This is a genomic window from Pseudomonas qingdaonensis (genome assembly GCF_018398475.1).
Classification (GTDB): Bacteria; Pseudomonadota; Gammaproteobacteria; order Pseudomonadales; family Pseudomonadaceae; genus Aquipseudomonas; species Aquipseudomonas palmensis.
This window is the reverse complement of sequence record NZ_CP074676.1, coordinates 589,846-606,980: the sequence shown is the minus strand read 5'-3', so window position 1 is coordinate 606,980 and position 17,135 is coordinate 589,846. Positions and strand designations below refer to the sequence as shown.

Annotated in this window: 17 protein-coding genes; 13 read left to right on the top strand and 4 right to left on the bottom strand. The window is 68.5% G+C overall.

What is annotated here, in order from left to right; genetic code table 11:
• Nucleotides 1-73 precede the first annotated feature (73 nt).
• The 4 genes from cobJ to cobG are packed head-to-tail and all read right to left on the bottom strand — an operon-like array spanning nucleotide 74 to nucleotide 4,473.
• On the bottom strand, nucleotides 74-1,780 hold the full coding sequence (gene cobJ / locus KH389_RS02800) for a precorrin-3B C(17)-methyltransferase (protein ID WP_088514162.1): 1,707 nt from the start codon (nucleotides 1,778-1,780) through the stop codon (nucleotides 74-76).
• Nucleotides 1,780-2,511: a precorrin-2 C(20)-methyltransferase gene (locus tag KH389_RS02795; protein ID WP_213607489.1), complete on the bottom strand. Its 732-nt coding sequence runs from the start codon at nucleotides 2,509-2,511 to the stop codon at nucleotides 1,780-1,782. Before KH389_RS02795 ends, cobJ begins: the two co-directional genes overlap by 1 nt.
• Complete coding sequence (locus KH389_RS02790) at nucleotides 2,511-3,137, bottom strand: precorrin-8X methylmutase (protein ID WP_054916150.1); 627 nt, start codon at nucleotides 3,135-3,137, stop codon at nucleotides 2,511-2,513. The genes KH389_RS02795 and KH389_RS02790 overlap by 1 nt, the downstream gene beginning before the upstream one ends.
• Nucleotides 3,130-4,473, bottom strand: a complete 1,344-nt coding sequence (gene cobG, locus KH389_RS02785) for a precorrin-3B synthase (protein WP_213606849.1) — start codon at nucleotides 4,471-4,473, stop codon at nucleotides 3,130-3,132. Before cobG ends, KH389_RS02790 begins: the two co-directional genes overlap by 8 nt.
• A 101-nt stretch (nucleotides 4,474-4,574) precedes the next feature.
• Between cobG and cbiE the strand changes: the two genes are divergently transcribed.
• The 13 genes from cbiE (at nucleotide 4,575) to KH389_RS02720 (ending at nucleotide 17,068) form a co-directional block, all read left to right on the top strand.
• The gene (gene cbiE, locus KH389_RS02780) at nucleotides 4,575-5,786 is read left to right on the top strand and encodes a precorrin-6y C5,15-methyltransferase (decarboxylating) subunit CbiE (RefSeq protein ID WP_213606847.1); all 1,212 of its coding nucleotides are present in this window, start codon (nucleotides 4,575-4,577) and stop codon (nucleotides 5,784-5,786) included.
• Nucleotides 5,779-6,873 (top strand): cobalt-precorrin-5B (C(1))-methyltransferase, encoded by a 1,095-nt coding sequence (locus tag KH389_RS02775; RefSeq protein ID WP_213606846.1) that lies wholly within the window; start codon nucleotides 5,779-5,781, stop codon nucleotides 6,871-6,873. The genes cbiE and KH389_RS02775 overlap by 8 nt, the downstream gene beginning before the upstream one ends.
• Nucleotides 6,870-7,583 (top strand): cobalt-precorrin-6A reductase, encoded by a 714-nt coding sequence (locus KH389_RS02770; RefSeq protein ID WP_213606844.1) that lies wholly within the window; start codon nucleotides 6,870-6,872, stop codon nucleotides 7,581-7,583. Before KH389_RS02775 ends, KH389_RS02770 begins: the two co-directional genes overlap by 4 nt.
• An 83-nt stretch (nucleotides 7,584-7,666) precedes the next feature.
• Nucleotides 7,667-7,897 carry a type II toxin-antitoxin system VapB family antitoxin gene (gene vapB, locus KH389_RS02765; protein ID WP_088514159.1) on the top strand — a complete coding sequence of 77 codons (231 nt, stop codon included), beginning with the start codon at nucleotides 7,667-7,669 and terminating at the stop codon, nucleotides 7,895-7,897.
• Nucleotides 7,897-8,313: a type II toxin-antitoxin system tRNA(fMet)-specific endonuclease VapC gene (gene vapC / locus KH389_RS02760; protein ID WP_213606842.1), complete on the top strand. Its 417-nt coding sequence runs from the start codon at nucleotides 7,897-7,899 to the stop codon at nucleotides 8,311-8,313. The genes vapB and vapC overlap by 1 nt, the downstream gene beginning before the upstream one ends.
• A gap of 96 nt (nucleotides 8,314-8,409) precedes the next feature.
• Nucleotides 8,410-8,796, top strand: a complete 387-nt coding sequence (locus KH389_RS02755) for a DUF2946 domain-containing protein (protein WP_054916153.1) — start codon at nucleotides 8,410-8,412, stop codon at nucleotides 8,794-8,796.
• Nucleotides 8,797-8,843: 47 nt separating this feature from the next.
• Nucleotides 8,844-9,314, top strand: coding sequence for a copper chaperone PCu(A)C (locus KH389_RS02750; protein WP_043863478.1), 471 nt, complete (start codon nucleotides 8,844-8,846; stop codon nucleotides 9,312-9,314).
• Between the two features lie 20 nt (nucleotides 9,315-9,334).
• Complete coding sequence (locus KH389_RS02745; RefSeq protein ID WP_088514157.1) at nucleotides 9,335-9,751, top strand: DUF2946 domain-containing protein; 417 nt, start codon at nucleotides 9,335-9,337, stop codon at nucleotides 9,749-9,751.
• A gap of 82 nt (nucleotides 9,752-9,833) precedes the next feature.
• Complete coding sequence (locus KH389_RS02740) at nucleotides 9,834-11,894, top strand: TonB-dependent copper receptor (RefSeq protein WP_213606840.1); 2,061 nt, start codon at nucleotides 9,834-9,836, stop codon at nucleotides 11,892-11,894.
• Between the two features lie 198 nt (nucleotides 11,895-12,092).
• Nucleotides 12,093-14,231 carry a TonB-dependent receptor gene (locus KH389_RS02735; RefSeq protein ID WP_213606839.1) on the top strand — a complete coding sequence of 713 codons (2,139 nt, stop codon included), beginning with the start codon at nucleotides 12,093-12,095 and terminating at the stop codon, nucleotides 14,229-14,231.
• A 97-nt stretch (nucleotides 14,232-14,328) separates the two neighbouring features.
• Entirely contained in the window at nucleotides 14,329-15,117 is a 789-nt protein-coding gene (locus KH389_RS02730) for an ABC transporter ATP-binding protein (RefSeq protein WP_100632896.1), read from the top strand.
• Nucleotides 15,114-16,058 carry an ABC transporter substrate-binding protein gene (locus tag KH389_RS02725; protein WP_058541574.1) on the top strand — a complete coding sequence of 315 codons (945 nt, stop codon included), beginning with the start codon at nucleotides 15,114-15,116 and terminating at the stop codon, nucleotides 16,056-16,058. Before KH389_RS02730 ends, KH389_RS02725 begins: the two co-directional genes overlap by 4 nt.
• Nucleotides 16,055-17,068: a FecCD family ABC transporter permease gene (locus KH389_RS02720; RefSeq protein ID WP_213606838.1), complete on the top strand. Its 1,014-nt coding sequence runs from the start codon at nucleotides 16,055-16,057 to the stop codon at nucleotides 17,066-17,068. The genes KH389_RS02725 and KH389_RS02720 overlap by 4 nt, the downstream gene beginning before the upstream one ends.
• Nucleotides 17,069-17,135 lie beyond the last annotated feature (67 nt).

Genomic DNA, 17,135 nt, shown 5'->3' with positions numbered 1-17,135 from the left:
TATCACCGGGCCTGCATGAAAAAAGGTGCGCCCGTTTCCAGGCGCACCTTTCTTTCCCTACGAGACCCTGTTGCTATCCAGGGCGGCCGGCGCCATACCAACGCGGCGTGTACACCCACTCGCCACCGTCGGCACGCGCGAAGGTGCAGGTGGTGGACGACCCCACCAGCACCATGGTGCGCATGTCCACCTGCTCTGGCGTCAGCTCGCCCAGGGTCAGGGTGCGCAGGGTCTGGCCGGGGCGGCCGATGTCACGGCCCAGCACCACCGGGGTGGCCGGCGTGCGGTGCTGGCGCACGATCTCCAGGGCACGCCCCAGCTGCCAGGGCCGCGAGCGCGAGATCGGGTTGTAGAAGGCCAACGCCAGGTCGGCCTGGCAGGCGAGGTCCAGGCGTTTCTCGATGATGTCCCAGGGCTTGAGGTTGTCCGACAGCGACAGCACGCAGAAGTCATGCCCCAGCGGCGCACCGGCCTGCGCGGCGGTGGCCAGCGAGGCCGAGACGCCCGGCAGCATCTGCAGCTCGACGCTGTGCCACTGCGGGTCCGTCGACTCGTGCAAGGCTTCGAGCACCGCCGCTGCCATGGCGAACACGCCCGGGTCGCCCGACGATACCACCACCACCGAGCGGCCTTGCGCGGCCAGCTCGAAGGCATGCCGTGCGCGCTGCATTTCTTCGCGGTTGTCGGTGCAGTGCAGCACCTGATCGGCGCGGAACGGGCCGGCCATGCGCACATAGGTTTCATAACCCAGCACGTCATTGGCGCGTGCCAGCTCGGCCTTGACCGCCGGCACCATCAGGTCGGCGGCGCCCGGGCCCAGGCCGATCACCGCCAGGCGGCCACGGGCGCGCCCGATCCGTTGCGGGTCGATCGGCTGGCCGGCCACCGCAATCGCCACGCCCTCGCCTGCGCACTGCGGCGCCAGCAACTGCGGCCAGGCCTGCGCGGCCAGCTCGGCAACACTGCCGGCGGCCGGGGCGAAGCGCAACGGCACGCCCAGCTCGGCCGCTGCCGCGTGCAACGCCGGGCTGGCCATCTCGCTGTCGGCCGCCAGCAGGCAGGCCAATGCCGGCTCGGCGATCTTCGCGCGGTGCAGCGCCGCACGCACCGCCGCGGCCAGCTCCGGCACCTGGGCACTCACGGCCACCAGCACGCAGCGCGGGTAGATCACCAGCTCGTTGGCGTCGGCCTCACGTGCATCGCAGCCCACATGAATGGCCAGCTGCGCCTGCTCGCTCTGCGGCAGTTGCGCCTGTTCGAGCCACGGCGCGGCGCCATCGATGCGCACGCTTTCACCGGCCAGCAGGTCGGACACGAAACGCTTGCCCAGCTCCAGGTCGGCCAGCGCATAACCACTGGGCGGGTTGAGCAGGCAGGTGCCGAAGCGCAGCTCGCCGCTGGTGGTGATGGCCGGCGCCACGCCGAGGCCGGCGGCGATCTCGCGGGCCAGCCCGTTGACCCCGCCCAGCCCGCCCAGCAGCGGCACCACGGCGCTGCCGTCTTCGGCCACGGCCAGTACCGGTGGTTCGGCGCCCTTCTCCAGCAGCACGCTGGCCAGGCTGCGAATCACGATGCCGGCGGCGCACAGGGCAATGATCGGGGTGTCCTGCTGGTACAGCTGGCGCAGGGTGGCGCCGAAGTCCTGGTAGCTGCGGTCCGTGCCCTCGACCCGCCCGGCCAGGCCGTGGATCAATGCATCGGGGTACAGCTGCTGGAGCCTGCGGGCAGTGGCCAGGCTGCCCTTGCCCAGGATCACGATGGCCGGTGCGTGAGATGTCATCACCCTTGCCACCGTTCACCCGGCACGATGATCAGCGAGAAGTATGGCGAGGACTGCGGGTCGACCGCATCCAGCGCCACGATCTTCTGGTTGGCCATGGTCGCGCGCTCCACGTACAGCGCTCGCTCGGCCAGGCCCAGTTCGGCCAGCACCTGGCGCACCTTGGGGAAATTGCGCCCCAGCTTCATGATCACCGCCGCGTCGGCATCGGCCAGGCGGCGCTTGAGCTCGTCGGCCGGCAGCACGCCCGACAGCACCGACAGGCTCTGGTTGCGGTACACCAGTGGCGCGCCGAGTACCGAGGCGCCACCGAGCATCGAGCACACGCCGGGGATCACCTGGGCCTCGTAGCGCTCGGCCAGGCGGTCGTGCAGGTACATGTAGGAGCCATAGAAGAACGGGTCGCCTTCGCAGATCACCGCCACGTCGCGGCCGGCATCCAGGTGCGCGGCCACTTCCAGGCTGACGCCGTCGTAGAAGTCGCTGATCACCTGCTCATACGACAGCGGCGCCGGCAGCGCCTCGGTGGTCACCGGGTACACCAGCGGCAGCAATGTCTGCGCCTGCTGCAGGTGCGCCTCGATGATGCCGAAGGCATTGCCGCGCTTGCCCTTGGCCACGAAATACGCCACCACTGGCGCCTCGCGCAGCAGGCGCAGCGCCTTGACCGTGATCAGTTCGGGGTCGCCGGGGCCCACGCCCAGGCCAAGCAGTCGTCCGCGTGGCTGCATCATTCGACCTCCGTGGCCAGGGCATTGACCGCCGCTGCTGCCATCGCGCTGCCGCCCAGGCGGCCCTCGACGATCACGAACGGCACGCCACGGCTGTCGGCCGCGAGCATCGCCTTGGACTCGGCCGCGCCGACGAAACCGACCGGGAAGCCGAGGATCAGCGCAGGCTTCGGCGCCCCCGCATCGATCATCTCGAGCAGGTAGAACAATGCGGTCGGCGCATTGCCGATCACCACCACGCTGCCTTCCAGGTGCGGGCGCCACAGCTCCAGGGCCACCGCCGAGCGGGTGTTGCCCAGCTCCTTGGCCAGGCCCGGCACGCTGTCGTCGCGCAGGGTGCAGATCACCTCGTTGTTGGCCGGCAGGCGTGCACGGGTGATGCCTTCGGCGACCATGCGCGCATCGCACAGTATCGGCGCACCGTTGGCCAGCGCCTCGCGCCCGGCCTTGCCGGCGCCTTCGCTGAAGCGCAGCTTGTCGACCACCTCGACCATGCCGCAGGCATGGATGACCCGCACCGCGAGTTTTTCCAGGTCGGCCGGGATCCGCTCCAGGCGAGCCTCCTGGCGAATGATGGCGAAGGAGTTGCGGTAGATCTCCTGGCCGTCGCGGATGTAATCAATCATCGGGGTTGCTCCGTAGGCGGGCGTCGAGTTGCGCGCCCGCTTCTTTCAATGTCAGGTTGCGCCCGCCAGGGGCGCCCAGGCCCGGCTGCGCCGGGTCGTGAAAATACAGGTCGTAATGCCCGGGCCCGACCGCCAGCAGGGTGGCCGGTGCACGGTGGGCCAGCGCGCAGGAACGCGCGCAGCCGCTCAGGTGAATGCCGGCCACCGGGCCCGGCTCGCGCAGCAGCGCCGCCAGCTGCACGGCGTCGGCCTTGGTGTCGGCCAGGGCCTTGGCGCAGCCGGCCGAACCGGTGCAGGCCACCATGCGCGCCAGCGGCTGCGCCGGGTCGCACAGCAAGCCCAGCGCTGCCAGCCCGGCCAGTGCCAGCTCGGCGTCGGTGGCGGCAAGATTGGGCAGCAGCAGGCTTTGCCAGGGCGTCATGCGCAGGCTGGCGTCGCCCAGGCTGCTGGCCAGGTGCGCGGCGCCACGCAACTGCGCGGCGCTCAGGCGCCCCAGCGGTGCGGCGGCGCCCACCGCGACCCTGCCCGTCTGGCGCTGTGGGTAGACACCCAGATGGCGGGCCTGGTCACGTCGCGGCCGGCGCCAGCCCAGCACCGCGTGGTCGCGGCGCAGCGCCACGCCAAGGCCCTGCACGAACGCCTCGCTGCCGCATTCGGCCAGCAACTGGCGCATGCGCGCCTGCTGCGCAGTGGCCAGGTCGAGAAACCGCTGCAACACCGCCAGCACCAGCGCGTGCCCATCGGCCAGCGGCACCGCGCCCAGCGCACCCTCCTCGGCCGGGCAGCCGGCCAGGCCAAAGGCCAGCCACACCTCGCCGTCCAGGCGCAGTGCCGACAGCCACAGGTCGTGGGGGTGGGTGAGCATGGCCAGGTCTTCGCCAGCGTCCAGTTGCACGGCGAACTTGGCAGACAACTGATGAAAGCGCTCGCAGGTCTGCAGCGATTCGAGGATCTGCCCCGCCAGCGCCCGGCTGTCGAACAGCATGGCCGGGTCGAGACCGGCCGCCGGGCTGAGCATCAGGTTGCGCACATCGTCGCCCGCCGCCTGGCGCGGGCCCAGGCCGGCGTCGAGCAGGCATGCCACCAGCCCGGCGTGGTCGGCACCGATGCCGCGAATCTGCAGGTTGCTGCGGTTGGTTACCTCGATCACGCCGCCGGCAAAGCGCTCGGCGGCATCGGCCACTGCGTGTGCCTGGACCGCGCTCAGGGTGCCGGCGTCGAGCTTGATGCGTGAAATGCCGCCGTCCAGCGCCTGCACGATACGCCACAACCCCGGGCAGGCCGAGGGGCGAAGAGCTGGAGTGGGCAGGGGTTGCGGCAAGGGATCACCCGGCAATCGTCAAAAGGCGCTGGTAGCACAAAGGCGCGGTATTATGCCTGCTTTGTCCGTCGGCAGGCTAAGCCAGCCGGTCGGATAGGCAAGCGAAGAGGAACGGCATGGCGCCCTGGTTGACGGTAGTAGGTATTGGCGAAGACGGCTTCACGGGCCTGGGCAAACATGCTCGGCATGCCCTGCTGCGAGCCACCAAGGTGTTCGGCAGCCCGCGCCAGCTGGCCCTGCTGCCCCACTGCTCGCGCGCCGAACGCGTCGCCTGGCCCAGCCCGTTTTCCCTGGCGCCACTGCTGGCCGAACGTGGCGAGCCGGTGTGCGTGCTGGCCAGCGGCGACCCGATGCTCTACGGCGTAGGCGCCAGCCTGGCGCGCCAACTGCCGGCCGAGGCCATGCGGGTGCTGCCTGCACCGTCCTCCTACTCGCTGGCCGCCGCCCGCCTGGGCTGGCCCCTGCAGGACGTGGTCACGCTGTCGGTGGTAGCGCGCCCGGTCGCCGCCGTGGCCGCCCACCTGTACAGCGGCCAGCGCCTGCTGGTGCTGAGCAATGACCGCAGCAGCCCCGCCGCCCTGGCCGCCCTGTTGCGCGAGCGCGGCTTCGGCCCCAGCCACCTGAGCGTGCTGGAGCACCTGGGTGGCGCCGACGAACGGCGCATCGATGCCCGTGCCGATGGCTGGCAAGACGCCGACTTCGCCGACCTCAACCTGGTGGCCATCGACTGCCGGGCCGGCGCCGATGCACCGCGCCTGTCGCCGCTGGCCGGCCTGCCCGATTCAGCCTTCGCGCACGACGGGCAGATCACCAAGCGCGACGTGCGCGCCATCACCCTCGCCCGCCTGGCCCCGCAGCCGGGCGAGCTGCTGTGGGACGTGGGCGCCGGCAGCGGCTCGATCGGCATCGAATGGATGCGCGCCCACCCCAGCTGCCGGGCGCTGGCCATCGAGGCCGACGCCGGCCGCCAGCACCTGATCGAACACAACCGCGACGCCCTGGGCGTGCCTGGCCTGCAACTGGTGCGCGGGCGCGCCCCGCAGGCGTTGCAGGGCCTGGAGCGGCCCCACGCGATCTTCATCGGTGGCGGCGTGACCCGCGAGGGCGTGCTGGACGAATGCTGGGCGCACCTGCGCCCCGGTGGCCGGCTGGTGGCCAATGCCGTGACCCTGCAGAGCGAGACCCTGCTGATGAGCTGGCGCGAACGTCATGGCGGCGAGCTCACCCGTATCCATGTGGCCCAGGCGCAGCCGCTGGGCGAGTTCGACACCTGGCGCCAGGCGCTGCCGATCACCCTGCTTGATGTGGTAAAGCCCCTCGATGCGTGACGAAACCGCAGAACAGCCGGCGCCGCTGCGCAGCGGCCTGACCACGGGCAGCTGCGCCACTGCCACCAGCCTGGCGGCGGCGCGCCTGCTGTTGAGCGGGCAATGCGACGACGCGGTGCACATCACCCTGCCCAAGGGCAGACAGGTGCAGATGCGCCTGGAGTTCTGCCGGCTGGCCGGGCCAGGCGCCGAAGCCGGCACCCTCAAGGATGCCGGCGACGACCCCGACGTGACCCATGGCGCGCTGCTCTACAGCCAGGTGCGGCTGCTGGCCGAGCCGGGCGTGCGCTTTGTCGCCGGCATCGGCGTGGGCACCGTGACCCGCCCCGGGCTGGTGCTGGGGGTGGGCGAGCCGGCGATCAACCCGGTGCCGCGGCGCATGATGACCGAGCACCTGCAGCGTCTGGCGCTGGAGTGCGATTACGCGGGGGGCTTCGAGGTCACCGTGAACGTGCAGGACGGCGACAGCCTGGCCCTCAAGACCATGAACCCGCGCCTGGGCATCCTCGGCGGGCTGTCGATTCTGGGCACCAGTGGCATCGTGCGGCCGTTTTCCTGCGCGGCCTACATTGCCTCGATCCACCAGGGCATCGACGTGGCCAAGACCAATGGCTACGAACACATTGCCGCGTGTACCGGCAATGCCAGCGAAGACACCATGCGCCGGGTCTACGGCATTCCCGACATCGCCCTGATCGAGATGGGCGATTTTGTCGGCGCGGTGCTCAAGCACCTGCGCAAGGTGCCGGTTGGCAAGCTGAGCATCTGCGGCGGCTTCGGCAAGATCAGCAAACTGGCGGCCGGGCACATGGACCTGCACAGCCGGCATTCGAGCATCGACCTGCCGCAACTGGCTGGCTGGGCGGCGGCGGTGGGTGCCGACGCCGCGTTGCAGGCGGCGATCATCGGCGCCAACACCAGCCAGCAGGCGTTGGCCCTGGCCAGTGCGGCGGGGGTCGGGCTGGGGGATGCGGTGTGCGAGCACGCGCTGGCTTTCGCCCGCAGCGTGGTGCCGGCGCAGGTACAGGTGGAGGTGTTCGCCATCGACCGCCAGGGCGGCATCGTCGGCCGGGCGGGTGTTCGATGAGCCGGCGCATCCTGTTGCTGGGCGGCGTGACCGAGGCGCTGTTGATAGCCCGTCAGCTGGGCCCGCAGCACGTCTACAGCCTGGCCGGTATCGGCCGGGTGCCCAGCGACCTAGCGTGCCAGGTGCGGGTGGGCGGTTATGGTGGAGCCGAGGGCCTGGCCGCTTACCTGCGGGCCGAAGGCATCGGTCTGGTGATCGACGCGACCCACCCGTATGCGGCGCAGATCAGCCGCAATGCGGCGCAGGCAGCGCGCCTGGCCGGGGTTGAATGCTGGGCGTTGCGGCGCCCGGCATGGCAGGCGCAGGCCGGTGACGACTGGCGGGAAGTGGCGGACTGGACGCAGTTGATCGAGGCATTGAAACCGTTTCGCCGGCCCTTGTTCACCCTGGGGCGCGAGCCGTTGCAGCACCTGCACGAGATACCCGCGCAGCAGTTCTGGACCTTGCGCGCGCTGGAGGTGTGCGAGGGGAATGCGCGATGCGAAGTGATCGGCGCGCGGGGGCCGTTTCGCCTGGAGGATGAACGGGCGTTGTTCGAGCGTTGCCGGGTGGATGTGCTGATCAGCAAGAACAGTGGCAGCGCCGCGACCGAGCCCAAGCTCGAAGTGGCGCGCGAGCGGGGTGTGCCGGTACTGATCCTGAAGCGGCCGGCGCTGGCGGGGGGGGATCGGGAGTTTGTGGGGGTGGCCGAGTTGTTGGCACAGCTCTGAAGCCAAGCCTTCCAATTCCCGTTGACGCCTTTGCACACGCGCTTAAACTTGGATATACATTTGGAATATACAAGGGGCGGATCATGGAGCAAGGTGCCGTTTTCAAGAGCAACCGCAGCCAGGCCATACGCCTGCCAAAATCGGTCGCTCTGCCGCCAGAGGTAAAGCGCGTGGATATCGTTGCAGTGGGCAGGGCTCGAATCATCACTCCGGCCGGCGAGTGCTGGGACAGCTGGTTCGACGGTGACAGCGTCACCGCCGACTTCATGGCCGGCCGCGAGCAGCCCGCCGATCAGGAGCGAGAAGACTTCTGATGCTCAAGTACATGCTCGACACCAACATCTGCATCTTCACGCTGAAGAACAAGCCTCAGGAAGTACGCGAAGCCTTCAACCTGCATCATGGGCAAATGTGCATCAGCACGATCACCCTGATGGAACTGATGTTCGGTGCAGAAAAATCCTCCGCTCCCGGAAAGAACCTCGCCGTGGTGGAAGGCTTCGCCGCTCGCCTTGAAGTACTCGACTACGACGTACCCGCCGCTGCGCACTGCGGGCAACTGCGAGCAGAGCTGGCCAGGCTGGGGACACCTATCGGCCCTTATGACCAGATGATCGCCGGACATGCCCGCTCACGCGGCCTGATCCTGGTATCCAACAATCTTCGCGAATTCGCTCGTGTGCCCGGGCTGCGCACCGAAGACTGGCTCGGGCAACGAGGCTGCCCCTGACGCCCCACCTGCGACACTCCATCACACCCCGGCTTTTTTACATATACTTCGACATCTGGCTAAATAGCCCCACTCGATTCCTGACCGGATCTCCCCATGCCCGCACACCGGCTCGCCTACGCCTGGATCGCCTGCTTCGCAGTGCTGTTCAATCTGCTGGCCATGCCGTTGTCCGCCGCCGCTGCAAAAGCCCAACCCGAACAACTGCTGTGGGGCACCTTCTGCTCCAGCGGCGTGACCAAGATGATCGCCATCTCGCTGAATGCCCCCGACGGCCAACAGCAGAACGACGACCACTCCACCATGCAGCACTGCTGGTGCTGCTCCGGCACTGCCCCGCTGCTGGCCCTGCCCGGCCACCCGCCACGACTGGTGACGTCCGAGCACACCCTCAACACCCCGTCACCGCTACTCGCCAGCTACCACCCCACGCCACGCCAGCAATGGCCCGCGCTCAATCCCCGCGCCTCCCCCCAGGCCTGAGTTCACTACGCTACCAGTTGCGAACCTGACTCGAACGGAGATTGACCATGCTCAAGAACGCCCTGCTGCTGGCCGCCCTGCTGCTGCCCGCCACCTTTGCCAACGCCCATGAATACACCGTGGGCGACCTGCATATCGCCCACCCGTGGTCGCAGGAGCTGCCGCCCAACGCCCCCAACGTGGCCGCCTATTTCATCGTGCACAACAACGGCAAGAGCGCCGACCGCCTGCTCGGCGTCGACAGCCCGATCACCGACAACGCCGAACTGCACGAGCATGTGCACAAGGACGGCCTGATGAAGATGCAGCAGGTGCAGGGTGTCGACATCCCCGCCGGCGCCGACCTGGTGTTCGCCCCCGGCGCCTACCACGTGATGCTGATGCAGCCCAAGGACCGCAGCCTGCTCAGCGACGGCAAGCGCTTCCCGCTGACCCTGCATTTCCAGAAGGCCGGCAACATCACGGTCGAAGTGGCCGTGCAGAAACAGGCCCCCGAGGGCACCGCCCACAGCCATTGATTCGCTGACGGCTGCACGCCATGCGCCTGCCCCGCAGCAGGCTCGCCCGCCCCGCTGACCTCCAACGAGCACGCGGCAGCTGGCTGAGCCTGTTCGCCATGTTGATGATCTTCATCGGCCCACTGGTCTCCCAGTCGATGCCGATGGATCACCGTGCCTCCATGCCCGGCATGGACATGGCCATGGACTGCCACTCAGGCAGCCACGCCAGCAGCCCGGCCGACAACCCGGCAGCGCTGCACGTCATCTGGGAAAAGTGCGGCTACTGCAGCCTGTTCTTCCACTGCCCGGCGCTGCCGCAGACGCTCAGCCTGCTCGACACCGAGGCCGTCTCGCCCCACACCACCCTGCGCGCCCAGCCGCGCCAGGGCCATGCGCGCCAGGCCATCTTCCCCGGCGCCCGCAGCCGCGCGCCACCTGCCCACATCGTCGTCTGAACCCACTTTGCATGCGCCCCAGGGCCCGGCTTGCTGCCGAGGCTCTTGCGCACCCTCACGACCACACGATGTTGGAAATACTATGTCCGGCTCTACCGTTACCCTGCGCCTGTCGCTGCAAGGCACCATCGCCCTGCTGTGCGGCACCCTGTTCAGCCACGTGGCCCTGGCCGCCGACAGCGGCCACGAAGGCCACGACCACACCGAACTGAGCCCCACGGTGATCACTGCCGTGGCGCCCAGCTCGCCGCTGACCATCGTCACCAACCCCAAGGACCCACGCCAGCCAGTACCGGCCAGCGACGGCGCCGACTACCTCAAGACCATCCCGGGCTTCTCGGCCATCCGCGCCGGTGGCACCAACGGCGACCCGGTGCTGCGCGGCATGTTCGGCTCGCGCCTGAACATCCTTACCAACGGCGGCGTGATGCTCGGCGCCTGCCCCAACCGCATGGACGCACCCACCTCGTACATCTCGCCGGAAACCTACGACCGCCTCACCGTGATCAAGGGCCCGCAGAGCGTGCAGTGGGGCCCCGGCGCCTCGGCCGGCACCATCCTCTTCGACCGCGAGCCCGAACAGTTCGGCGAGCTGGGCAGCCGCGTCAACGCAAGCCTGCTGGCCGGCTCCAACGGGCGCTTCGACAAGGTGCTGGATGCTGCGGCAGGCAACGCACAGGGCTATGCACGCTTTGTCGGCAACCAGTCGCGCTCCGACGACTACAAGGACGGCAACGGCGACACCGTGCCCTCGCGCTGGGACAAGTGGAACGGTGACGTGGCCCTGGGCTGGACCCCGGATGCCGACACCCTGCTCGAACTCACTGCCGGCAAGGGCGATGGCGAGGCGCGCTATGCCGGGCGCGGCATGGACGGTTCGCAGTTCAAGCGCGAAAGCCTGGGCCTGCGCTTTGAGAAATCCAACCTGGGCGGGGTGCTCGACAAGCTCGAAGCCCAGGTCTACTACAACTACGCCGACCACGTGATGGACAACTACAGCCTGCGCACCTCGCCCACCAGCGGCATGATGGCCGGGCCGATGGTCAGCAACGTCGACCGCCGTACCCTCGGCGGGCGGCTCAAGGCCACCTGGCGCTGGGAGGACGTGACCCTGGTCAGCGGTGTCGATGCGCAGACCAACGAACATCGCCAGCGCGGCGGCATGGGCGTGGATGCGCACAAGGCCGAGCCCTGGACCAAGGACGCGGACTTTCACAACTACGGCGTGTTCGGCGAGCTGACCTGGGAAACCTCCAGCCAGGACCGCCTGGTCAGCGGCGCGCGCCTGGACCGCGCCTCGGCCAAGGATTTTCGTGAAGCCAGCGCCACCCGCGGCAACACCCGCGCCGACACCCTGCCCAGCGGGTTCGTGCGCTACGAGCACGACCTGCTCGACCTCCCGGCCACCACCTATGTGGGCCTGGGCCATGCCCAGCGCTTCCCCGACTACTGGGAGCTGTTCTCGCCCAAGTCGGGCCCGGCCGGCTCGCTCAATGCGTTCGACTCGATCAAGCCGGAGAAGACCACTCAGCTGGACGTGGGCATCCAGTACAAGACCGAGCAGCTCGAAGCCTGGGCCTCGGGCTATGTCGGCCAGGTGCGCGACTACATCCTGTTCGACTACCGTCCCGGCATGATGGGCATGCTCAGCTCCCAGGCGCAGAACATCGATGCCCGTATCATGGGCGGCGAGCTGGGCGCGGCCTATCAGTTCGCGCCCAACTGGAAAGCCGACGCCACCCTGGCCTACGCCTGGGGCAAGAACAGCAGCGATGGCAAGGCGCTGCCGCAGATGCCGCCGCTGGAAAGCCGCCTGGGCCTGACCTACAGCCGCGACGCCTGGAGCGCCGGTGCGCTGTGGCGCCTGGTCTCGGCGCAGAACCGCATCGCCGAGGGTTCCGGCAACGTGGTGGGCAAGGACTACGAGAAAAGCGCAGGCTTCGGCGTGTTCTCGCTCAACGGCGCCTACCGCGTGAGCAAGAACATCAAGCTCAGTGCCGGCGTCGACAACCTGTTCGACAAGGCCTACGCCGAGCACCTGAACCTGGCGGGCAATGCCGGCTTCGGCTACCCGGCCAGTGATCCGCAGGCGATCAACGAGCCAGGGCGTACCCTCTGGACCAAGGTCGACCTGAGCTTCTGATGCACCACACGGGCGCGGCCACTGGCCGCGCCCTCTGGCAGACCGGCGGCGCCAACCTGAGCCCTGCTCATGCAGCACATGAGCACGCTGCGCTACCGCCAATCGGCAAAATGTTACATTATACGCCCCGAAAAACACCCGCCTCGAACCCGGCGCACCGACGCGCCCGGGCCTTATGGACAAGCGATTTCCCTTCCGATGAACAAGTACCTGATCGGCTCCCTGAGCCTGCTGGCCGCGTGCGATTGCGCCCTGGCCAACACCCTGACCCTGCCTGCCGGCACCATCACCGCCACGGCCGACGCCGAACAGCGGGTCAGCCTCGATACCCCGACCAGCGCCGGTTCGCGCCTGAACCTGAACGCCCTGCAAACCCCGGGCAGCGTCGAGAGCCTGAGCGGCGAGCAGGTACGCGCACGTGGCGATCGCAGCGTACAGGACGGCGTGTCGCGCAGTACCGGCATCAGCCGCACCGGCACCCCGGGCGATGGCGGCACCTCGCTGCAGGCCCGCGGCTTCACCGGGCAGAGCTCGGTGATGCAGCTGTTCGACGGCAACCGCATGTACACCGGCATGGGCACCGTGACCTTCCCGGTAGACACCTGGTCGGTGGAACGCATCGACGTTCTGCGCGGCCCGGCCTCGGTGCTGTATGGCGAAGGCGCCACCGGTGCGGTGGTCAACGTGGTGCCGAAAAAGCCCTTCGAGGGCGAGATCGTCAACCACCTGCGCCTGGGCTACGGCAACCACGACAGCCAGCAGACCGCCCTCGACAGCGGCGGCTCGCTCACCGACAGCCTGAGCTACCGCCTGAACATCAACCAGCTGCGCAGCAACGGCTGGATCGACCACGGCGACTCCAGCAGCACCGCCATCAGTGCGGCGCTGCGCTGGCAGGCCAATGACGACCTGGCCTTCACCCTGGCGCACGACTATGGCGACCAGAAGCCGATGAACTACTTCGGCACGCCGCTGATCAACGGCCACCTGCGCGAGAGCCTGCGCGACAAGAACTACAACATCAGCAACGACAAGCAGCACTACAACGACCAGTGGACGCGCCTGACCACCGAGTGGCAGATCAGCGACAGCGTCAGCTCCACCAACGAGCTGTACTACCTCAAGGCCAACCGCCGCTGGCAGAACGCCGAGAACTACACCTGGGATGCGGCCAGCCAGCAACTGCTGCGCAGTGGCAACTTCGGCATCAAGCACCAGCAGGAGCAGTTGGGTGATCGCCAGACCTTCACCTTCAGGCACAGCCTGTTCGGCCTCGACAGCCAGACCCTGGTGGGCGCCGACTACAACCGCATCCGCTTCCAGCTCAACAGCAACGCGCCATTCAACGACAGCATCGTCGGCGGCGAGCCGATCGACCTGCGCCACCCGCAGCGCAGCGGCTTTGCCAGCGATTCGGCGTACCGTCCGCAGTTCGACAGCCTGACCCACCAGTTCGCGCTGTTCGCAGAAAACCGCCTGCAGCTCACCGAGCGCCTGTCGCTGGTGACGGGCGTGCGCCGCGACGTGGTGCACCTGGACCGCAACGACCTGCGCAGCGAAGTGACCGGCAACACACGCAGCGACACCAGCCTGGACGGCAACAACTGGAAGGCCGGGCTGGTGTTCGCCCTCACCCCCGAAACGTCGCTGTATGCCCAGCACGCCACCAGCACCGATGGCGTTGGCGGCTTGATCTCGCTGAGCCCCGACCAGCAGCAGTACGGCCTGGCCAAGGCGCGCCAGACCGAGGTCGGGGTCAAGCAGCAGTTCTGGCAGCAGCGTGGCGAATGGACCCTGGCGGCATACCACATCGTCAAGAAGGACCTGCTCACCGACGACCCGTCGCAGATCGGCACCGGCCGGCAACTGCAGGTGGGCAAGCAGTCGTCCGACGGCATCGAGGCCAGCCTGGACCTGCAGCTGCCGCACGACTGGCAGGTACAGGCCAACGCCGCGTTCGTGCGTGCACGCTATGACGAATTCGAGCAGGAGGTGAACGGCGTGATGGTATCGCGGGCCGGCAACCGCCCCACCGACGTACCGGGGCGCACCGCCAACCTGTGGCTGAGCAAGGGCCTGACCGACAGCCTGCGCGCAGGCGCCGGGGTGCGCTATGTGGACGGGCGCTATGCCGACATGGGCAACACTACCCGGCTGCCGAGCTACACGGTGGTGGATGCCTCGGTGGCGTGGCAGGTGCTCAGCGATACCACGCTGGGCCTGCAGTTGAACAACCTGTTCGACCGTCGGTACGCGCAAAGTCAGTACAATGACGGCCAGCAATGGATCCTGGGTGAGCCGCGCTCGTTCTTCGTGACGGCCGACTACACCTTCTGACCGCGTCGCCCCATTCGCCGGCAAGGCCGGCTCCTGCACACCACACCGGTCCTGCAGGAGCCGGCCTTGCCGGCGAAGAGGCCCGAATAGACGACACATGACCACCCTGAATATCCACAACCTGCACTGGTCCCCCAAAGGCCACGGCCACTGCCACCACCAGTTCCAGCTGCGTGGCGTCGACCTGCAGGTGCGCCCCGGCGAATTCGTCGGCCTCATTGGCCCCAACGGCAGCGGCAAGACCAGCCTGCTGCGGTGCGCCTACCGCTTCAACGCCCCCGAACGCGGGCACATCACCCTCGACGACCACAACCTCTGGCAACAATCGCCGCGCTGGTGTGCCCAGCGCATCGCGGTGGTGCTGCAGGAGTTCCCCGACGCGTTTGGCCTGAGCGTGGCCGAAGTGGTCGCCATGGGGCGCATTCCGCACCAGGGCCTGTTCGACGGCGACAGCAGCCAAGACCGCCAGCGTGTGCAGCAGGCGCTGCTCGACGTCGGCCTGCACGGCTTCGACGACCACGCCTTCGCCACCCTTTCGGGCGGTGAAAAGCAGCGCGTGATCCTGGCCCGCGCCCTGGTGCAGCAACCGCGCGTACTGATCCTCGACGAACCGACCAACCACCTCGACCCGCGTTACCAACTGGCCCTGCTGCACCAGGTGCGCCAGCTGCGCATCGCCACCCTGGCCAGCATCCACGACCTGAACCTGGCCGCGGCCTTCTGCGACCGCCTGTACGTACTCGACCACGGCCGCATCGTGGCCAGCGGCACACCGCACCAGGTCCTCACCGCCGAGCTGCTGCGCGAGGTGTTCGGCGTTCAGGCGCTGATCGACCGCCACCCGCTGGCCGACCATCCACGCATCACCTGGATAGCCCCCCAATGATTCGATCCGCCCTGCTTGCCGCGCTGCTGCTGGTCGCCGGCCCGGCCCTGGCCGAGGCCACGCGCTACCCGCTCACGGTGCACAGCTGCAACCGCGAGGTGACCTTCGCCAAGGCCCCCGAACGCGCCCTGAGCCACGACATCAACATGACCCAGATGATGCTCGCCCTGGGCCTGCGCACGAAGATGGTCGGCTACAGCGGCGTCAGCGGCTGGAAGGCAGTGACCCCGGCGCTGCGCAAGGAACTCGACGGCCTGCCGGAGCTGGCCAGCAAGTACCCTTCGGTGGAAACCCTGCTCAACGCCAACGTCGACTTCTTCTTCGCCGGCTGGGACTACGGCATGCGCGTGGGCGGCGACCTCACCCCGCAGAGCCTGGCACCGCTGGGCATCGCGGTGTACGAGCTGACCGAGTCGTGCGCGTTCGTGATGAAGCGCCCGCCGGCGAGCCTGGACGACACCTACACCGACCTGCGCAACCTGGGCCGGATCTTCGACGTGCAGGCCCGCGCCAGCCAGCTGATCGAGCAGATGCAGCAGCGCGTGGCCAGCGTGCAGCAGCACCTGCCGGCGCAGCGCCCGCGGGTGTTCCTGTATGACAGCGGCGAAGACCGCGCCATGACCTCCGGGCGCCTGGGCATGCCCGAGGCGCTGATCAACGCCGCCGGCGGGCGCAACATCCTCGATGACATCGAGGCCAGCTGGACCCGCGTGAACTGGGAAAGCGTGGTCGAACGCAACCCCGAGGTGATCGTGATCGTCGACTATGGCGAGATCACCGCCGCGCAGAAGCAGCAGTTTCTGGAACAGCACCCGGCCCTGCAATCGGTCGACGCGGTGCGTAACCGGCGCTTCGTGGTCATCCCCTATGTGGCCGCCACGCCGAGCCTGGAAAACGTCGAGGCGATCGAGGCCATCGCCAAGGGCCTGCACGGCGCATGAACACTCGCTATCGCCTGATGCTGCTGGCGCTGAGCGGCCTGCTGCTGGTGTCGTGCGTGCTCTCGCTGGGGTTCGGTTCGGCCCCGGTGCCGGTCGAGGTGGTCGCCCGGGTGCTGCTGTTCAAGGTGTTCGGTATTGCCCCCGATGTGCCCGCCTGGACCGCCGGCCAGGAACATATCGTGTGGCTGATCCGGGTGCCGCGCATGCTCCTGGGCGCGCTGGTGGGCGGCGGCCTGGCGATGATCGGCGCGGTGCTGCAGGCGGTCACGCGCAACCCGCTGGCCGACCCGCACCTGCTCGGCGTGACCTCCGGCGCCACGCTGGGTGCGGTGCTGGTGGTGCTGCATGTGGGTGAACTGATCGGCGTGCTGACCCTGCCGCTGGCAGCCTTTGTCGGCGCGCTGTGCAGCATGCTGCTGGTGCTGGCGATTGCCAGCCGGCATGGCCGCCTGGACAGCGACCGCCTGTTGCTGTGCGGGGTGGCCGTGGCCTTCGTGATGATGGCGCTGGCCAACCTGCTGCTGTTCATGGGCGATCATCGTGCAAGCTCTGCGGTGATGTTCTGGATGCTCGGCGGCCTGGGCCTGGCGCGCTGGGAGCTGCTGGCGGTGCCGGCAGCCAGCGTGCTGCTGGGGCTGGGCCTGCTGCTGGGCATGGCACGCGCGCTCAATGCGCTGATGGCCGGCGAGCAGACCGCCGTGACCCTGGGCCTGAACGCACGCTCGGTGCGCCTGCTGGCGTTTCTGATCTGCTCGCTGCTGACCGGCGTGCTGGTGGCGATCAGCGGTTCCATCGGCTTTGTCGGCCTGATGGTGCCGCACATTGCGCGGCGCCTGGTGGGCGCCGAGCACCGCCGGCTGCTGCCGGTGTCGCTGCTGCTGGGCAGCCTGTTCCTGATCTGGGTGGATGTGGCCGCACGCACCCTGATCGCCCCTGAAGACCTGCCCATCGGCATCGCCACGGCGGCCATCGGCGGGCTGTTCTTCATCGGCATGATGCGCCGGCGCTGAACTGCTGCCTGGCGCTGAGCCCTTGCCTGGCCCGGAAATCCTGCCTTGACCGCGATCAACAAAGCGG

Excerpts from the sequence above, each read along its gene's own strand:
- KH389_RS02790 (WP_054916150.1), bottom strand. The coding sequence starts at position 3,137 with ATGATTGATTACATCCGCGACGGCCAGGAGATCTACCGCAACTCCTTC.
- KH389_RS02750 (WP_043863478.1), top strand. The coding sequence starts at position 8,844 with ATGCTCAAGAACGCCCTGCTGCTGGCCGCCCTGCTGCTGCCCGCCACC.
- KH389_RS02735 (WP_213606839.1), top strand. The coding sequence starts at position 12,093 with ATGAACAAGTACCTGATCGGCTCCCTGAGCCTGCTGGCCGCGTGCGAT.
- KH389_RS02775 (WP_213606846.1), top strand. The coding sequence starts at position 5,779 with ATGCGTGACGAAACCGCAGAACAGCCGGCGCCGCTGCGCAGCGGCCTG.
- vapB (WP_088514159.1), top strand. The coding sequence starts at position 7,667 with ATGGAGCAAGGTGCCGTTTTCAAGAGCAACCGCAGCCAGGCCATACGC.
- KH389_RS02725 (WP_058541574.1), top strand. The coding sequence starts at position 15,114 with ATGATTCGATCCGCCCTGCTTGCCGCGCTGCTGCTGGTCGCCGGCCCG.
- KH389_RS02745 (WP_088514157.1), top strand. The coding sequence starts at position 9,335 with ATGCGCCTGCCCCGCAGCAGGCTCGCCCGCCCCGCTGACCTCCAACGA.
- vapC (WP_213606842.1), top strand. The coding sequence starts at position 7,897 with ATGCTCAAGTACATGCTCGACACCAACATCTGCATCTTCACGCTGAAG.
- KH389_RS02755 (WP_054916153.1), top strand. The coding sequence starts at position 8,410 with ATGCCCGCACACCGGCTCGCCTACGCCTGGATCGCCTGCTTCGCAGTG.
- cbiE (WP_213606847.1), top strand. The coding sequence starts at position 4,575 with ATGGCGCCCTGGTTGACGGTAGTAGGTATTGGCGAAGACGGCTTCACG.
- KH389_RS02740 (WP_213606840.1), top strand. The coding sequence starts at position 9,834 with ATGTCCGGCTCTACCGTTACCCTGCGCCTGTCGCTGCAAGGCACCATC.
- cobJ (WP_088514162.1), bottom strand. The coding sequence starts at position 1,780 with ATGACATCTCACGCACCGGCCATCGTGATCCTGGGCAAGGGCAGCCTG.
- KH389_RS02720 (WP_213606838.1), top strand. The coding sequence starts at position 16,055 with ATGAACACTCGCTATCGCCTGATGCTGCTGGCGCTGAGCGGCCTGCTG.
- KH389_RS02795 (WP_213607489.1), bottom strand. The coding sequence starts at position 2,511 with ATGCAGCCACGCGGACGACTGCTTGGCCTGGGCGTGGGCCCCGGCGAC.
- KH389_RS02730 (WP_100632896.1), top strand. The coding sequence starts at position 14,329 with ATGACCACCCTGAATATCCACAACCTGCACTGGTCCCCCAAAGGCCAC.
- KH389_RS02770 (WP_213606844.1), top strand. The coding sequence starts at position 6,870 with ATGAGCCGGCGCATCCTGTTGCTGGGCGGCGTGACCGAGGCGCTGTTG.